Source organism: Vibrio ulleungensis (genome assembly GCF_016900875.1).
GTDB lineage: Bacteria > Pseudomonadota > Gammaproteobacteria > Enterobacterales > Vibrionaceae > Vibrio > Vibrio ulleungensis.
This window is the reverse complement of sequence record NZ_JAFEUM010000001.1, coordinates 965,601-981,618: the sequence shown is the minus strand read 5'-3', so window position 1 is coordinate 981,618 and position 16,018 is coordinate 965,601. Positions and strand designations below refer to the sequence as shown.

At 45.1% G+C, this 16,018-nt stretch carries 14 protein-coding genes; 10 read left to right on the top strand and 4 right to left on the bottom strand.

The features are described 5' to 3' along the window. The first annotated feature begins 2 nt into the window (after positions 1 to 2). Genes JQC93_RS04525 through JQC93_RS04515 form a run of 3 tightly spaced genes read left to right on the top strand, consistent with a single transcriptional unit; the run spans position 3 to position 3,764 of the window. Positions 3 to 1,103: a microcin C ABC transporter permease YejB gene (locus JQC93_RS04525; RefSeq protein WP_205157248.1), complete on the top strand. Its 1,101-nt coding sequence runs from the start codon at positions 3 to 5 to the stop codon at positions 1,101 to 1,103. Then, entirely contained in the window at positions 1,104 to 2,135 is a 1,032-nt protein-coding gene (locus JQC93_RS04520; RefSeq protein WP_205157247.1) for an ABC transporter permease, read from the top strand. A gap of 9 nt (positions 2,136 to 2,144) precedes the next feature. Beyond that, positions 2,145 to 3,764 carry an ABC transporter ATP-binding protein gene (locus JQC93_RS04515; protein ID WP_205157246.1) on the top strand — a complete coding sequence of 540 codons (1,620 nt, stop codon included), beginning with the start codon at positions 2,145 to 2,147 and terminating at the stop codon, positions 3,762 to 3,764. A 74-nt stretch (positions 3,765 to 3,838) separates the two neighbouring features. Here JQC93_RS04515 and JQC93_RS04510 read toward each other — a convergent pair whose 3' ends face one another. Beyond that, positions 3,839 to 4,840: an NADP-dependent oxidoreductase gene (locus JQC93_RS04510; protein ID WP_205157245.1), complete on the bottom strand. Its 1,002-nt coding sequence runs from the start codon at positions 4,838 to 4,840 to the stop codon at positions 3,839 to 3,841. A 133-nt stretch (positions 4,841 to 4,973) separates the two neighbouring features. Between JQC93_RS04510 and JQC93_RS04505 the strand changes: the two genes are divergently transcribed. The 3 genes from JQC93_RS04505 to JQC93_RS04495 all read left to right on the top strand — a co-directional run bounded on the left by JQC93_RS04505 (position 4,974) and on the right by JQC93_RS04495 (position 7,781). Beyond that, entirely contained in the window at positions 4,974 to 5,888 is a 915-nt protein-coding gene (locus tag JQC93_RS04505; protein ID WP_205157244.1) for a LysR family transcriptional regulator, read from the top strand. Between the two features lie 68 nt (positions 5,889 to 5,956). Next, a complete protein-coding gene (locus tag JQC93_RS04500; protein WP_205157243.1) occupies positions 5,957 to 6,853 on the top strand; it encodes a 1,4-dihydroxy-2-naphthoyl-CoA synthase in 897 nt (298 codons plus the stop codon). Between the two features lie 139 nt (positions 6,854 to 6,992). Then, positions 6,993 to 7,781, top strand: coding sequence for a lipase family protein (locus JQC93_RS04495; RefSeq protein ID WP_205157392.1), 789 nt, complete (start codon positions 6,993 to 6,995; stop codon positions 7,779 to 7,781). Between the two features lie 85 nt (positions 7,782 to 7,866). Here the strand turns inward: JQC93_RS04495 and JQC93_RS04490 are convergent, their stop codons facing one another. Both JQC93_RS04490 and JQC93_RS04485 read right to left on the bottom strand, forming a co-directional pair. Next, positions 7,867 to 8,373 (bottom strand): 4Fe-4S binding protein, encoded by a 507-nt coding sequence (locus tag JQC93_RS04490; RefSeq protein WP_205157391.1) that lies wholly within the window; start codon positions 8,371 to 8,373, stop codon positions 7,867 to 7,869. Next, positions 8,366 to 8,947: a molecular chaperone TorD family protein gene (locus JQC93_RS04485; RefSeq protein ID WP_205157242.1), complete on the bottom strand. Its 582-nt coding sequence runs from the start codon at positions 8,945 to 8,947 to the stop codon at positions 8,366 to 8,368. Before JQC93_RS04485 ends, JQC93_RS04490 begins: the two co-directional genes overlap by 8 nt. A gap of 199 nt (positions 8,948 to 9,146) precedes the next feature. Between JQC93_RS04485 and JQC93_RS04480 the strand changes: the two genes are divergently transcribed. Genes JQC93_RS04480 through JQC93_RS04470 form a run of 3 tightly spaced genes read left to right on the top strand, consistent with a single transcriptional unit; the run spans position 9,147 to position 13,055 of the window. Beyond that, a complete protein-coding gene (locus JQC93_RS04480; RefSeq protein ID WP_205157241.1) occupies positions 9,147 to 11,579 on the top strand; it encodes a DmsA/YnfE/YnfF family dimethyl sulfoxide reductase in 2,433 nt (810 codons plus the stop codon). Between the two features lie 11 nt (positions 11,580 to 11,590). Next, positions 11,591 to 12,211, top strand: coding sequence for a DMSO/selenate family reductase complex B subunit (locus JQC93_RS04475; RefSeq protein ID WP_205157240.1), 621 nt, complete (start codon positions 11,591 to 11,593; stop codon positions 12,209 to 12,211). Between the two features lies 1 nt (position 12,212). Further along, complete coding sequence (locus JQC93_RS04470) at positions 12,213 to 13,055, top strand: DmsC/YnfH family molybdoenzyme membrane anchor subunit (RefSeq protein ID WP_205157239.1); 843 nt, start codon at positions 12,213 to 12,215, stop codon at positions 13,053 to 13,055. A 110-nt stretch (positions 13,056 to 13,165) separates the two neighbouring features. On the opposite strand, the gene JQC93_RS04465 is transcribed toward JQC93_RS04470, so the two are convergent. Further along, the gene (locus tag JQC93_RS04465; RefSeq protein ID WP_205157238.1) at positions 13,166 to 13,708 is read right to left on the bottom strand and encodes a thioesterase family protein; all 543 of its coding nucleotides are present in this window, start codon (positions 13,706 to 13,708) and stop codon (positions 13,166 to 13,168) included. Between the two features lie 228 nt (positions 13,709 to 13,936). On the opposite strand from JQC93_RS04465, the gene ppk1 reads away from it, so the two are divergent. Next, a complete protein-coding gene (ppk1, locus tag JQC93_RS04460) occupies positions 13,937 to 16,018 on the top strand; it encodes a polyphosphate kinase 1 (protein WP_205157390.1) in 2,082 nt (693 codons plus the stop codon).

Sequence of the window (16,018 nt, the reverse complement as noted above, 5' to 3'; positions counted from 1 at the left end):
TTATGTCTTCTTACATCATTCGTCGCTTGTTGCTGGTCATACCCACTTTGTGGGCCATAATAACCATCAATTTCTTTGTTATTCAGATAGCTCCAGGTGGCCCAGTAGAACAAGCGCTTGCGCAGATGCAAGGGCTTGAGTCTGGGATTATGGAACGTTTTTCTGGTGGTGGCTCTGAGCTTGGCTCAGATATCAGTACCGATGCCAGTGCAGCTGAAAACAGCAGTACCTACCGTGGTTCGCGAGGAATGGACCCAGAAGTTGTTGAAGCCATAAAAGTTCAATTTGGCTTCGATAAACCCATTCATGAGCGCTATTTTGACATGCTTAAGCGGTACATCGTTTTCGACTTTGGCGAAAGCTTGTTTCGTGATGGTACGGTTATAGATCTCATTGTCGATCGACTCCCTGTTTCGATATCTCTAGGGTTATGGAGTACGCTGATCATCTACCTTATATCGATTCCGCTTGGGATAATGAAGGCCATTCATCATGGCTCAAGGTTCGATATTTGGACCAGTGCGATGGTCATCGTTGGTTACGCCATACCAGGCTTTCTATTTGCGATTATGTTGATAATTGTCTTTGCCAGTGGCAACTATTTTGATTGGTTCCCTTTACGAGGTTTAGTGTCGAGTAACTGGGATGAGTTAAATGCCTTTCAAAAAGTCGTCGATTACTTTTGGCATCTTGCTCTACCTACGCTTGCAATGGTGATCGGCGGCTTTGCAACCTTAACAATGTTGACGAAAAATTCGTTCTTAGACGAGATTAACAAGCAATATGTGGTTACAGCTCGTGCGAAAGGACTTGATGATAAAACCATTTTGTACAAACACGTATTTCGTAACGCAATGCTGATCATTATTGCGGGCTTCCCAAGTGCATTTATCAGCATATTTTTTACAGGCTCGATGCTTATAGAAGTGATGTTCTCATTAGAGGGCATTGGGTTGTTAGGCTTTGAGTCGACGATCCAGCGCGACTACCCCGTCGTGTTTAGCTCACTCTATATCATGACCCTATTAGGACTTATTTTGAGTATTATCTCTGATCTTACCTACTCATGGGTGGATCCTCGTATAGATTTTGAGGCGCGTTAGATGAAGAAAATATTATCTAACCCGTTAATGAAAGTACGTATTCAGCGATTCAAAGCCAATCGCCGCGGTTATTGGTCAACCTGGCTGTTTTGCCTCTTATTTGGATTAAGCTTGTTTGCTGAGATCATTGCAAACGATAAGCCGCTGCTGGTGAGTTACGACAATCAATGGTATTTCCCGGTTGTTACCGCTTACCCAGAAACAGCGTTTGGCGGAGAGTTTGACGCTGAAGCAGACTACACCGACCCTTATGTAACCGAACTTATCGAAGAAAAGGGCTACTTAATTTGGCCATTGATCCCGTTTAGTTACGACACCATTAATTATGATTTGCCCTCGCCTGCGCCCTCTCCACCGGACAATGTAAACTGGTTAGGCACTGATGACCGTGGCCGTGACGTACTTGCGCGGGTGATTTATGGTTTCCGAATCTCGGTGTTGTTTGGATTAGTCTTAACATTTATCTCGAGCATCATTGGTGTCATTGTTGGTGCTACTCAGGGCTATTACGGCGGTAAAATAGATTTACTCGGACAGCGGTTTATCGAGGTATGGTCGGGAATGCCTACCCTGTTTTTATTGATCATATTATCCAGCTTTGTTGAGCCGAACTTTTGGTGGCTGTTAGGAATCATGGTGCTGTTTAGCTGGATGGGACTTGTCGGTGTGGTGCGGGCTGAGTTTTTACGCTGCAGAAACTTCGATTACGTTAAAGCTGCCCACGCACTGGGCGTGAATGATTCACGCATAATGTTAAGACACATGTTGCCTAATGCCATGGTCGCATCGCTAACCATGATGCCTTTTATTCTTTCTGGTTCGGTGACGACGTTGACCTCATTAGATTTTCTTGGGTTTGGCTTGCCATCAGGCTCACCCTCCTTAGGTGAGTTATTGGCGCAAGGTAAAGCGAACCTACAAGCACCTTGGCTTGGTTTTTCCGCTTTTGCCATATTATCCATAATGCTCAGCTTACTGGTCTTCATTGGTGAAGCCGTTCGCGATGCATTCGATCCCCACCAGCAGATGTAAGGCAGCCATATGACAAATTCAACGTTGCCTAACGCAACCTCTACGCACCCAGTACTTAAGGTCGACTCATTGGCCGCAGACGTAATGAATGGTGACGGCTATTCCTCGATTATTCGCGACATTCAATTTGAGATCGCCGGCGGTGAAACGCTCGCGTTGGTGGGTGAAAGCGGCTCTGGAAAGTCGGTTACCGCTAACGCAATCATGCGTCTATTTGGCCGCGGTGCAAACTGGAATACCAAAGGCAGTATCGAGTTTGACGGCGAAGATTTGCTGCAGTTAAGCGAGCGTCGAATGCGAGGTATTCGAGGTGGCCGTATCGGTATGATTTTCCAAGAACCGATGGTGTCTCTCAATCCTCTGCATAAAATTGGTAAGCAGCTCGTCGAAGTGGTTGAGATTCACCGTGGTTTACGTGCCAGTCAGGCTAAACCGTTGGCGATCGAGTGGTTAAAAAAGGTCGGTATTCGTCATCCAGAGCAAAAGATTAACGCGTACCCACATGAACTCTCAGGCGGCGAGCGCCAACGAGTAATGATAGCGATCGCGTTAATTAATGAGCCTGAGTTGCTAATTGCCGACGAACCCACCACAGCGTTAGATGTGTCTGTTCAGGCGCAAATCTTAGATCTCATCAAAGAGCTACAGCAAGAGCTGGGGATGGCGATCTTATTTATTACTCATGATCTTAGTATTGTAAAACGTATCGCCGATAACGTTGCGGTCATGAAGTCAGGTGAGATTGTTGAATACGCAAATTGTCAGCAGCTTATGTCCAACCCGCAACACCCTTACAGTAAATTGTTAATCGACGCTGATCCTTCAGGTTTGCCTATCGCAACAGATCCCTCGTCGCCTGAGCTGTTGTCAGCCGAAGAGCTAAAAGTGTGGTTCCCTATTACTGGCGGCATTTTTAAGCGTGTGGTCGACCATGTTAAAGCCGTTACCGATATTAACCTGCACATCATTAAGGGCCAAACAGTTGGTTTAGTTGGAGAAAGTGGTTCAGGTAAATCAACGACCGGCATGGCGCTGCTGCGTTTAGTAGACAGTGAAGGGACAATCGTATTTGACGGCAACAATGTGGATGTATTGGATCGTAAAGGCATGCTGCCTTTACGAAAGCGCATGCAGGTTGTGTTTCAAGACCCATTCTCGGCACTGAATCCTCGAATGTCGGTAGCGCAAATTATTGGAGAAGGCTTGTTTGTTCACGAAGCGTTTACAGCCGAACAGATCGATGAGCAAATTCAAGAAGTGATGCTGGAAGTTGGCTTAGACCCCACTACCCGTTTCCGTTATCCAAACGAGTTTTCCGGTGGTCAACGCCAGCGTATTGCCATTGCCAGAGCGCTTATCTTAAAACCAGAGTTTATCTTACTCGACGAACCCACCTCGTCATTAGACAGAACAGTTCAAAAACAAGTGTTGGATCTACTTAAATCGTTGCAACAAAAATACGGACTCACTTACTTGTTTATCAGCCATGATTTAAGTGTCGTTCGTTCGCTATGTCACCACACTATTGTAATGCAGGCCGGTGAAGTAGTAGAAGAAGGCCCGACAGAGCAACTTTTTACTACTCCAAAGCATCCTTACACGCAACAATTGGTGACGTTGTCACATTAGTTACTTAACGTATTGTTTTTAAATTACAAAAGCGGCCACATCTTGTGGCCGCTTTATATTTATTCGCTACTTAGTTACAGTTCAACCAACAATTTACCTTTGTTTTCGCCGGTAAAGAATAGGTTAAGACCTGTCATTGCGCTTTCAATACCATGCAGGCTGTGGGCGCGATATTTCACTTGCCCTTTCATGACATACGGCGTTAGTTTTTCAAGTAACGCTGGTGCGTTGTGAAGGTGATCAGGCATGGTAAACCCTTGAACTTTAATGCGCTTAGTGATCAATCGCATCCAGTTTGGTCCAGCACTTGGAACCGCGGCAGTGTAATCGGCAATCATGCCACATACTGCGATACGTCCATGAGCGTTCATGCGCTCAAAAATCGCATGTTGTATAGGACCACCTGTGTTTTCAAAAAATACATCGACGCCATTAGGAGCCAATGCATCTAGTTGTCCAGCCAAATCATCGCTTTTGTAGTTAATTGCACCATCAAAACCTAGCTCATTAACTATCCAATCCGCTTTTTCGTCGCTGCCTACGACACCAATAACGTTCAGGCCATCGGCTTTTGCAAGTTGTCCAACAATAGAGCCTACAGAGCCCGCAGCACCGGTAACGACAATGGTTTCGCCAGACTTAGGCTCGCCAATTGAATACAAGCCTTGCACGGCTGTTAGCCCTGGAAGGCCAAACACACATAACGCCATTTCTGGCGTGATTTGAGCATCAATTTTGTTCACGTCGGTGCCGTTACTCACATGGTATTCAGTCCAACCCATCATACCCATGACCTGGTCACCTTTGACAAAGTTTGGATTGTTAGATTCAACGACGACGCCAACACCACTAGAGCGCATGCGGCTATTTAGTGCGACAGGTGGAATGTAGCTATCTTCACTTGGCATCATCCAACCCAGCATCGCAGGATCCAATGACATATGTGATTGCTTTATCAATAATTCACCGTCAGCAAGTGTTGGAATGCTTTGTTCAACAACATCGAACATATGAGGGCCAATTGGGCCACCATCAGGGCGTTGTACTAGGTTAATTTGCTTAAATTGTTCAGTCATTGTGAGTTCCTATGTGTTTGTTGCTCTAGCCGCGCTAGTTTCCTTAGATGAAGCTAGTATTACTTATTAAGTTGGTGAGATATAGGGCGTAAAATGCTATTCTGTGTTGTCTTTAAAGCAACAATTGACGGTTATGGATCAGTTACGAGCACTACGCTACTTTGTTGAGGTTGCCGAGCAGAAAAGTTTTGCTAAAGCCGCGAAACGTTTTGATGTCCCAGCGTCCTCTATTAGTCGTCGAATCAGCGATCTCGAATCACATTTAAGCACCCAACTTCTGATTAGAAATACCCGCAGCGTAAAACTGACAGAGCTTGGTCAACATTACTACCAACAGACGAGTCGCTTGATACTTGATTTAGACAAACAAGATCGTCTATTAAAAGAAACACAAACCAACCCTTCGGGTCGCCTGACTATTAGCAGTATGGTTGGTTTTGGTGAGCGATACCTTATTCCGATGCTTGAGACCTTTCAACAGCGGTATCCAGACATAGAACTTAATGTTCATCTCAGCGACACATTGACTAAATTTGGCAAGGACGAAGTTGATATAGCCATTCGTGGTGGATACGCGCCAGACGAGCGTGTTGTTGCGATCCCATTAATGAGTAACCACTTTGTCGCCGCCGCGTCTAAAGAGTACTTAGATAAGTATGGGCCACCGAGTACCACGCTAGACTTAGTCAAACATAAAGGATTGTTCTATACCACTCCGCAAGGCAATACGCCTTGGCTTACTCAGGTTGCAGGGGAATGGCATAACGTCAGTGGCAAAACCATCACTAGTAGCAACCACGGTAAATGGTTAATTAACCAAGCAATCGCTGGAAAAGGCATATTGATGCTACCCAAGTGGGTATTGCAAGAGCACTTTGACCGCAATGAATTAGTGGAGCTTCACTTTGACCACCCAGTGGATGTCACGCAAAATTCTAACTTTGCAGTCTATATGATCTATCAAAAGTTGGATTATGCGATCCCCAAAATAAAAGTGGCTGTTGATTTTGTCCGCGAACAGATGCGTGACAAGGCATCACAGGTGTAAATAAGTTGACCAAACAGTGGCTTAGTCCTAGTCTATCGACCAATACGTTATTTATTTTGGATATTGTTATGAGTACCATGAACCCATTTGATGAAGCAAAGTGGACACCTGTAGAAGGTTTCGAGTTTGAAGACATTACTTATCACCGTAGTGTCGATCAAGGTACGGTTAGAGTGGCGTTTAATCGACCTGATTGTCTTAACGCGTTCCGTCCAAAAACGGTCGATGAACTCTACACTGCGCTTGACCATGCACGTCAATGGTCAGACGTTGGTTGTGTGCTTATAACAGGTAACGGTCCGTCTAAAAAAGGCCAGTGGTCGTTCTCTTCAGGTGGTGATCAGCGCATTCGTGGTAAAGATGGTTATAAATACGAAGGTGAGGAAGCCAATCAAGCAGACGTTGCTAAAATGGGGCGTTTGCATATTTTGGAAGTTCAAAGACTGATCCGCTTTATGCCAAAAGTAGTGATTGCCGTAGTACCTGGTTGGGCTGCAGGTGGTGGACATAGCTTGCACGTTGTGTGTGACCTTACGTTAGCGTCAAAAGAACATGCAGTGTTTAAACAAACAGATCCCGATGTCGCGTCGTTTGACTCAGGCTATGGCTCGGCTTACTTAGCGAAAATGATTGGCCAGAAACGAGCCCGTGAGATTTTCTTTTGTGGCTTTGACTATTCTGCTCAGGACGCGTTTGAAATGGGAATGGTCAACAAGGTGGTTGAGCACGCCGATCTGGAAAACGAAGCGTTGCGCTGGGCAAAACAGATCAACAGCAAGTCCCCAACCGCAATGCGCATGTTGAAATACGGCTTCAATCTTCCAGACGATGGCCTGGTTGGGCAGCAGTTATTTGCCGGTGAGGCGACTCGATTAGCCTATGGCACCGACGAAGCGCAAGAAGGCCGCGACGCGTTTTTAGAAAAGCGCGATAAAGACTTTGGTCAATTTCCTTGGCATTACTAAGCACCGTTTAGACGCTTATGTAGAGCGGCCATCACAAAAGTGGTGGCCGTTTTTTATTTTTTGAGGGGCTCATGAGTTTCATACAATAGTCATCAACTAGGCGTAATGTATGAGTGAGCATTTTCTACTTCAATATGACGTGAAACCACTTAAACGCTATCAGTACGAACGCTATGCCGTCTTATGCAATTTGGCCTACCCTCGAGTCTTTAAACAGACTAAATATGGGTTTGATCCCAACGGCCAAAGAATAATAAAAAACCAGTTTGGAAAAACAATGATCAGAGTGCTTTGGAGCAAAGAGAGCTCTGAGGTTGTTGTGGTGATCAAGGGTTCGCACAGCATTAGCGACTGGCTCCTTAACTTTGCAATGTGGACCAGAAGCTGCAAACATCTTGGGCTCAATTACCGAATTCATGCCGGATTTTTTCATTTGCTCCATCAAGAAAGTGTCCCATCAAGAAATGAGCACCAATTAGGACAAAGCGTGTTGCAAGTTCTAGAGCAGACACTTGTTCCTCTTGTTGCTCAAGGTAAGAGAGTTTCCATTACTGGTCACTCATCGGGGGGGGCTATAGGGTGTGTGTTTGCTGACTATTTTGAGAAAAAGTACCCCAAATCCATAAAACGGATTGTCACATTTGGCCAACCAGCCATAGGCACCTTAGGGTTTAAACATCGATACACACTCGGTCACAAGACCTATCGCATCTGCTGTGACCTTGATGTGGTTACTTATATGCCACCAGTACCGCTGCTGTATTGGCATGTGGGGAAACTGCTGTGGCTATACAATGGCCGGATCTACGAAAACACACCGAGTATTGTTCGATTTAGTCGTTCATTCATTAGTTGGATTATCCGGCCTTTTTCTTATCACTTAATGAGCAAATATATTAGAAACAAAGACTTCTTTGACGATCGCTGAGGAGTAACGCGTCGCACCAAGGTACGCCCGCGGTTCACTCTATGAGTTTGTAAACAAAGACACGAGTTAGAGCAACTCTGCGCGGCTATAGAACCATTTCTATCGCACTGACATAGCAACTGGGTTTGCACTGCCCACATCCATTGCACAGCGAATGATTTAGTGTAGGTTTTTGATAGTCGGTGATAGATATTGCATCCGTTGGGCAGTGTTGAGCGCAATCGGCGCAATGCAAGCCAACATAATTATTGCAACTATCACCAAAAATTGGCCGTACATCCAAAACAGACCGTTGAGAAACATGCAATGCCCCCGAATGACATGACTTCCAACACTCACCACACAGTGTACAGTGCTCAAAATCGACATTGACCACCGCAAGCTCATTTTCTAGCGCGATGATCTGCTGCGGACACTTTTCCACACAGACATTGCACCCGTCACAAAGCCGCGTAAATAACGCTTCATCTACGGCCTTTGGAGGTCGTGGTGCTTGTCGTGGCGTTTTTGGCTCAGATGTGTCGGCGTTAATTACGGGATCGGCCATTTTTCTGAACAAACTACGACGGCTATGGTTGACGGAGTTAGGCATGGTGGCGATAGATCGTTTTAGCTGAGACCGTTAAAGACAACTCTTGTCGAATGGTGTCGATCCAAGTCACCAGGTCTTTTGCAAGGCTTGCGTAAAATGGGCTAGAGGTATTAGCCGATAAACGCTCTAAGTAGGTTGGAGCCCACGTAAATAAGTGTTCGGACAACAACTCTTTGGCTTCAGCTTGCTGCCCCTGTTCGGCTAGATAGGCGGTTGCCAGTAACATTAAGCCAAATTGGTCTTCTGGCTCGCGAGTGTCAGTATCATGCTCTATGTGGTTGTTTTTGAGAAATTGACGGTATTCTAATGTTGATTCGCCAAAAAGAACCTGTTCACGGTCGAGATAGACAGAGCCCCAAGGCGGCGCTTGCATGTCACCGCAACCTTCAAACAGGGTTAAGAACTGGGCATGATAATCATCCACGTTTAATTGGTTTGAAAGTGTTACGGTCTGTGTTGACACAGCCTGTTCATGGTACAGCGCGGTAACTTGTTGTTGAAAGGTTGTCTCGTCTTGGCGGTAGTAGCACAGTGCGCCGAAAAGCTTAAACTGCTCTATCGAAGTAAGAATCATTATCTTTTACATAAAATATTGTATATTTGAATTATAGCAGTTGATAAATCTATTGCTAACCCACAATGTGCGGAAACCACCAGAATAATTTATTTATACACTGTGATTGACTAGCATCAAATGTTGTTCAGTTAGACAGTGAATTGTTGTTGAAAGTCATTAAAGTACGCTCTACCCCTAAAGTGGAAGGTCGACAATAATGACAAAACAAAATAAAACACCGGAGCAGTTAAATCTGACTCGCCGGGGATTCATAAAAGCATCAACAGCAGTAGGCGGAACCGCCGCAGTCGCAAGTAGCATATCACTCCCCTTTGCCTCTACCTCAGCTCAGGCTGCTACGCCAAGTGACGACAAGGTCGTTTGGAGCGCCTGCACCGTGAACTGCGGGTCACGTTGCCCATTGCGCATGCACGTACAAGACGGTGAAATTAAATATGTCGAAACCGACAATACTGGCGGAGACGAATACGGGTCTCATCAGGTTCGCGCCTGTTTGCGTGGCCGTTCGATGCGCCGCCGCGTGTATAACCCAGATCGCCTAAAGTACCCAATGAAGCGCGTTGGTAAACGTGGCGAAGGAAAATTTAAACGCATTAGCTGGGAAGAAGCTTACGACGAAGTAGCCAATAACCTTAAACGTATTATTAAAGACTATGGCAACGATGCCATTTATCTAAACTATGGCACTGGCACCTTAGGCGGCACTGTGACCAAGTCGTGGCCACCGGCAGCCACTTTGATTGCTCGCCTAATGAACCTATCTGGCGGGTACCTCAACCATTATGGCGACTACTCCACTGCGCAAATTGCAAAAGGTCTAAGTTACACCTACGGCGGTTGGGCAAATAACAATTCATTCTCGGACCTAGAAAATGCCAAGCTGAATGTACAGTTTGGTAATAACCCAGCGGAAACAAGAATGTCTGGTGGTGGTCTTATTCACTCCTACGTTGAGAGTAAAAATATCTCGAACGTAGAGACAATTGTCATTGACCCACGTTACACCGATACCGCTGGCGGTCGCGAAGATCAATGGATCCCTATCCGACCGTCTACAGACGCGGCTCTGGTTGCCGGCCTCGCCCATGTAATGATCACTGAAGATTTGGTTGATCAACCATTCTTGGATAAATATTGCGTAGGTTACGACGAGACAACGCTTCCGGCGTCTGCACCAGCGAATAGCGATTATAAGTCATACATCTTAGGTAATGGCGAAGATGGTGTAGAAAAAACACCGCAGTGGGCATCAAAGATTACTGGTATCCCTGTTGATACGATCGTAAAACTTGGCCGTAAAATGGGTAATAACAAGCCATGTGCGATCCACCAAGGCTGGGGACTACAACGTACCGCCAACGGCGAACTTGCCTGTCGTGCCATCGCTATGTTGTCTTTGCTTACAGGCTCTGTCGGTGTAGCGGGCGGCTCTACAGGCGCGCGTGAAAGTGATTTTAATATTCCGTTTGTACGATTCCCTCAAGTACCAAACCCAGTTGAAACCTCTATCTCCATGTTCTTATGGACCGACGCCATCCATCGTCATCATGAAATGACCGACAAGTCAGATGGTGTACGTGGTGCAGAACGGTTAGAAAATCCGATCAAGTTCATTTGGAACTATGCTGGTAACTGCTTGGTTAATCAGCACTCTGACATCAATCGCACTCACAATATTTTGCAAGATGATACAGCGTGCGAAATGATTGTTGTGATCGATAATCACATGACCTCATCTGCAAAATATGCCGATATTGTTCTGCCCGATCTCACTACCTCAGAGCAAGATGACTGGTGTATGGACGGCAAAGCAGCCAATCGTCCGTACTTTATCTATGCGCAAAAAGCGATTGAGCCGCAGTTTGAAGCGAAAAGTATCTATGAGATGTGTTCTAACATCGCTAAGCGTATGGGGGTTGAGCAAGAGTTTACAGAAGGCCGTACTCAAGAAGAGTGGATTGAGCACCTTTACGCAGAGACTCGCAAACTAGACCCAAGCTTGCCAACATTTGAAGAAATGAAAGAAATTGGTATTTATAAGCGTAAAGTGGATGGTCATTATATAGCGTACAAAGACTTCCGCCTCGATCCCGAAGCCAATCCTCTCAATACGCCAAGCGGAAAGATAGAGATTTATTCTGAACAACTAGCGGAAATTGCGGCGAGTTGGGAGCTTGATGATGATGAGGTTATTCACCCATTGCCGGTTTATGCCGACTCATTTGAAGGCCATCGCGATCCTCTTACTGCAAAGTACCCATTGCAATTAACGGGTTTCCACTACAAGTCACGTACACACTCCACCTATGGCAACGTAGCAAACCTTAAAGCAGCTGCTCCTCAAGAGCTTTGGATAAACCCTATCGATGCGAAAGAGCGCGGAATCGAGAATGGCGACATGGTAGCCATTTACAATGATCGCGGTGAAATTCACATCCCTGTCAAAGTGACTCCGCGTATTATTCCGCGTGTTGTCGCATTAGGCGAAGGTGCTTGGTACGCCCCTGACGGCCAAAAAGTTGATCGAGCAGGCAGCATTAACGTTTTGACCACGCAACGCCCTAGCCCACTGGCAAAAGGTAATCCACAACATACAAACTTAGTGCAAATTAAAGCACTTAAAGCATAAGGTAGGCAGCAATGAAACAATATGGCTTTTACATAGATACAAGTAAATGCACTGGCTGCAAAACCTGCCAACTTGCTTGTAAAGACACTCGAGATTTGGACGTTAAAACCAATTACCGTCGTGTGTATGAGTACGCTGGTGGTGGGTTCGTACAAGATGGTGACACTTGGATCCAAAAGGACGTCTTCTCGTACTACTTATCCATTGCATGCAACCACTGCACCCAACCAGCTTGCGTTAAAGTATGCCCGTCGGGAGCCATGCACAAGCGCGAAGAAGATGGTTTGGTTGTCGTGAACGAATCTGTGTGTATTGGTTGTCAACATTGTGCAAATGCGTGTCCTTACGGCGCGCCGCAATACAACGCTGAAAAAGGTCACATGACAAAATGCGACGGTTGTTATGAACGCGTAGGACAAGGGCTCAATCCATTTTGTGTTGACTCGTGTCCATTGCGTGCGCTCGAGTTTGGCGAAATCAATGAACTGCGTGAAAAATATGGTTCTACGGCAGATGTCGCACCATTGCCGCCTTCTCACCTTACGCTTCCAAATCTTGTTATCAAACTTAACAAGAACTCGAAGCCAACAGGCGATACCAGCGGTCACCTAGCAAACCCTAAGGAGGTCTAAGATGATCTTTCATGAATATTCACTGATCTTCTTTACTGTACTCGGCCAAACAGCGGTTGGTGCATACATACTGTTTGCACTAAGAAGCTTAGTATCTAACGAAAGTAGTGCCTCACGCTATAAGGTGCCATTGTTCATTTTGTGGGCAATCATGGGTGTTGGGTTCTTATTCTCAACCACTCACCTTGGCTCACCACTGCGCGCGTTTAACGCATTAAATAAAGTGGGTAGTGCGTGGTTATCTAACGAAATATTCTTTGGCGCTGCATTTTTTGCTGTTGGCGGATTACAATGGCTACTCAATGTCCTCGGAAAAGTGTCAGCTATCATCAATAAAGTGATGAGCATTATTACCATCATTCTTGGTGTGTTGTTCATGAACGCAATGGTCACCGTATACTTGATTGACACTGTTCCTACATGGAATAACCTTTATACACCACTAAGCTTTATCATGACCATCGTATTGGGTGGCTTAATACTGTGGCAATTGATGGCCTGCATCGCTAAAGACAGCACTTATAATGCAGAGCGAAATGCATCGATCGTTGGACTACTGATGGTTGCAGTGAGTCTTGCTGTCACGGTTGGTAAGGTGATGCTTTTAGGTGACATTCAAACCTCGCTCGCGCAAGCTCAAGACCTTGTCCCTAACCTCAATCAATACGTGATTGCACAAGTCGTGTTGTTGGTTGCTGCGTTGATCATCTGGATCTTGCCTTTGATTAACAAATCGCGCCTTAACCCAATCAACATGGGGGTTGCACTGGTGCTATTTTGGGCGTCGGAACTACTAGGACGTGCGCTGTTTTATAGCACGCACATGACTTATGGTTTGTTGTAGTAGAGCCGCTTTAATACGCGAAATTCTATGTTTTGTAGATAGTGCGCTATAGAGTTGTACTAACGGTAAGAAGCCTGAGAGTGAAAAGATTCACCATCAGGCTTTTTTATTTAATACTGATCAGCACCAATTGGTGGCCAGGGTCTGTGCTCTTCAGAATCTACCCACTCTTTTACCCATTGAGGCAATTCTGGTGTATCAACCGATTCCCCTAACGCTTCAAGTATCTGTTGCGGCGCGACGAGGCCTTGTTTTGACGTTACGCCGGCTCGAATAAGCACTGAAGAGCATGGTTTTCCCTTAACCCACATAGATTGCTCTAAATATAACCATCTCTCGTCCCACCCCACGCATTGCGTATGCATGGTGACTTTGTTGAACATGTGAACTCGGTTTCTGTAGCGTACAGAACTTCCCGCGACCACTAGTGCCCATCTTTTTTTTGCTAATACTTTCATTAATCCGCAACGAATGCCTAGCTCTGTTCGACCTAAATCATAGAGAGTCAATACACGGCCATTGTTCATCTCATTAAAGATATCGAGATCCCAAGGATGGCAAGAAAAGGTAATGCTACTTTTGTCGGTAAAGTGCAGCGGGTTAGCACGGCTCGCGTTCCAATATGTTTTGGCAAGTCTGGCGAATGGATACATTAGTGGATCTTCCTTAAACTGAAGTCGTATTGTGTTGTTCTCAATTTGATCTACACTACTAACTTAACAATATTAAAACAAGTGTTTAACTTCAGTAACGCTCGAAAATTCATTGATTTACAATGTCTATCTTTCTTGAGCAGCACATTAGTGTGACATATAGGTGTTACATATTTGTAGTATTTTTTAACGGTTCTTAAAGTAACGATGACTCCCCCAATTATTTACATGAAAACCGAAAAACTGTACGTAGAAAAAGAGCTGAGCTGGCTATCGTTTAACGAGCGCGTCCTTCAAGAAGCGGCGGATAAAACTGTGCCGCTCATTGAGAGGATCCGTTTTCTTGGCATATTTTCCAATAATCTCGATGAATTTTATAAAGTTCGATTTGCCGATGTTAAGAGGCGAATACTGATCAGCCAAGAGCGCGGTAAGGAAGACAACTCCAAACATCTACTAAAAAAGATGCAATCGAAAGCGGCGAATTTGAGCGACCGGTTTGAGGAGTTATACAGCGAACTGCTTCTAGAAATGGCGCGACGTCGAATCTTTTTGGTTAATGAATCACAGCTGACGGAAACTCAACAAGTCTGGCTAAGAAAGTACTTTCATAAGGAAGTAAAACCACACATCACCCCTCTGTTGCTTACCGATGACATTGACGTTCTTCAATTTCTAAAAGATGAATACGCCTATGTCTGTGTGGAACTCAAGAACGACACACAAGTGCAGTATGCCTTGTTGGAAATTCCCACCGACCATTTGCAACGTTTTGTTATGGTCCCAGAGCAAAAAGGTAAGCGACGCAAGACCATCATACTGCTCGACAATGTCATACGGCTCTGTCTCGACGAACTGTTTGGCGCCTTTTTTGATTACGAAGAAATTGCATGTTATTCCATAAAAATGACTCGCGATGCGGAGTACGATCTCAGCCATGAGGTTGAGTTTAGTTTGCTCGAGCAGATGTCTGAAGGGATAGAGCAGCGCCTTACTGCCATGCCAGTGAGGTTTATTTACGAAAAAGGCATGCCGCAGCCTATGCTGGATTTTCTTTGCCAGAAATTGCGTATTTCTAATTACGATAGTTTGTTGTCGGGCAGCCGTTACCAAAACTTCAAAGACTTTATTGGGTTTCCAAATGTAGGACGGGACTACTTAGAAAATAAGCCTCTTCCTCCGTTTACCTCTGCCGCATTCGAGCAGTACCCAAACAGTTTCGATGCGATTAAACAGCGTGATATTTTACTGTACTACCCTTATCACACGTTCGATCATATCGTTGAGTTGGTTAGACAATCATCTTTCGATCCTAAAGTCCGCAGTATTAAAATCAATATCTATCGCGTGGCGAAAGATTCTAAATTGATGAACTCACTCATTGATGCCGTACACAATGGAAAAAACGTTACCGTCGTTGTAGAGCTGCAAGCGCGATTTGACGAAGAAGCCAACATAAACTGGTCTAAACGTCTGGTAGACGCTGGCGTACAAGTGATCTTTGGCGCTCCAGGATTAAAGATACACTCAAAATTGTTGCTGATCAGCCGTAAAGAAGGCGATGAAATCGTACGTTATGCGCATATTGGCACTGGTAACTTTCACGAAAAGACCGCACGAATTTATACTGATTATGCATTGTTGACAGCCAACCCTAGCCTTACTAATGAAGTACGCGCAGTCTTTGGATACATTGAGAACCCATATCGTCCCGTTAATTTCGAAAAATTAATCGTGTCCCCGCGAAACTCTCGCAAACGCATGTATGCATTGATTGACAACGAAATTAATAATGCGCTCGCTGGCCTACCCGCTTCAATCACATTTAAAGTGAACAATTTGGTCGACAAAGGCATCGTTGACCGTCTATATCAAGCGAGTCAAGCAGGTGTTGTAGTAAGAGGGATCATTCGCGGCATGTGCTCTTTGGTACCTGGTATTAAAGGGATAAGCGACAACATTGTTCTAACTAGTGTCGTTGACCGCTTTTTAGAGCATCCGCGAGTGTTTATTCTCGGCAATGCTGGGAGCCCAAGTGTCTATATTTCGTCCGCAGATTGGATGACACGTAATGTAGACCACCGTATTGAAGTTGCGACCCCCGTGCTCGACCCTAAACTCGTGCAACGTATCATCGATATCGTTGACATACAGTTAAAAGACACTGTGAAAGCGCGTTGGATTGATAAAGAAATGAGCAATTCTTATGTACCTCGCGGAAATAGAAGAAAAATTCGCTCCCAAGTTGCTATTTACGACTATTTGAAACAAGCTGAAAAGAGAGATAGGAAGCAGTATAAAACGCATTAA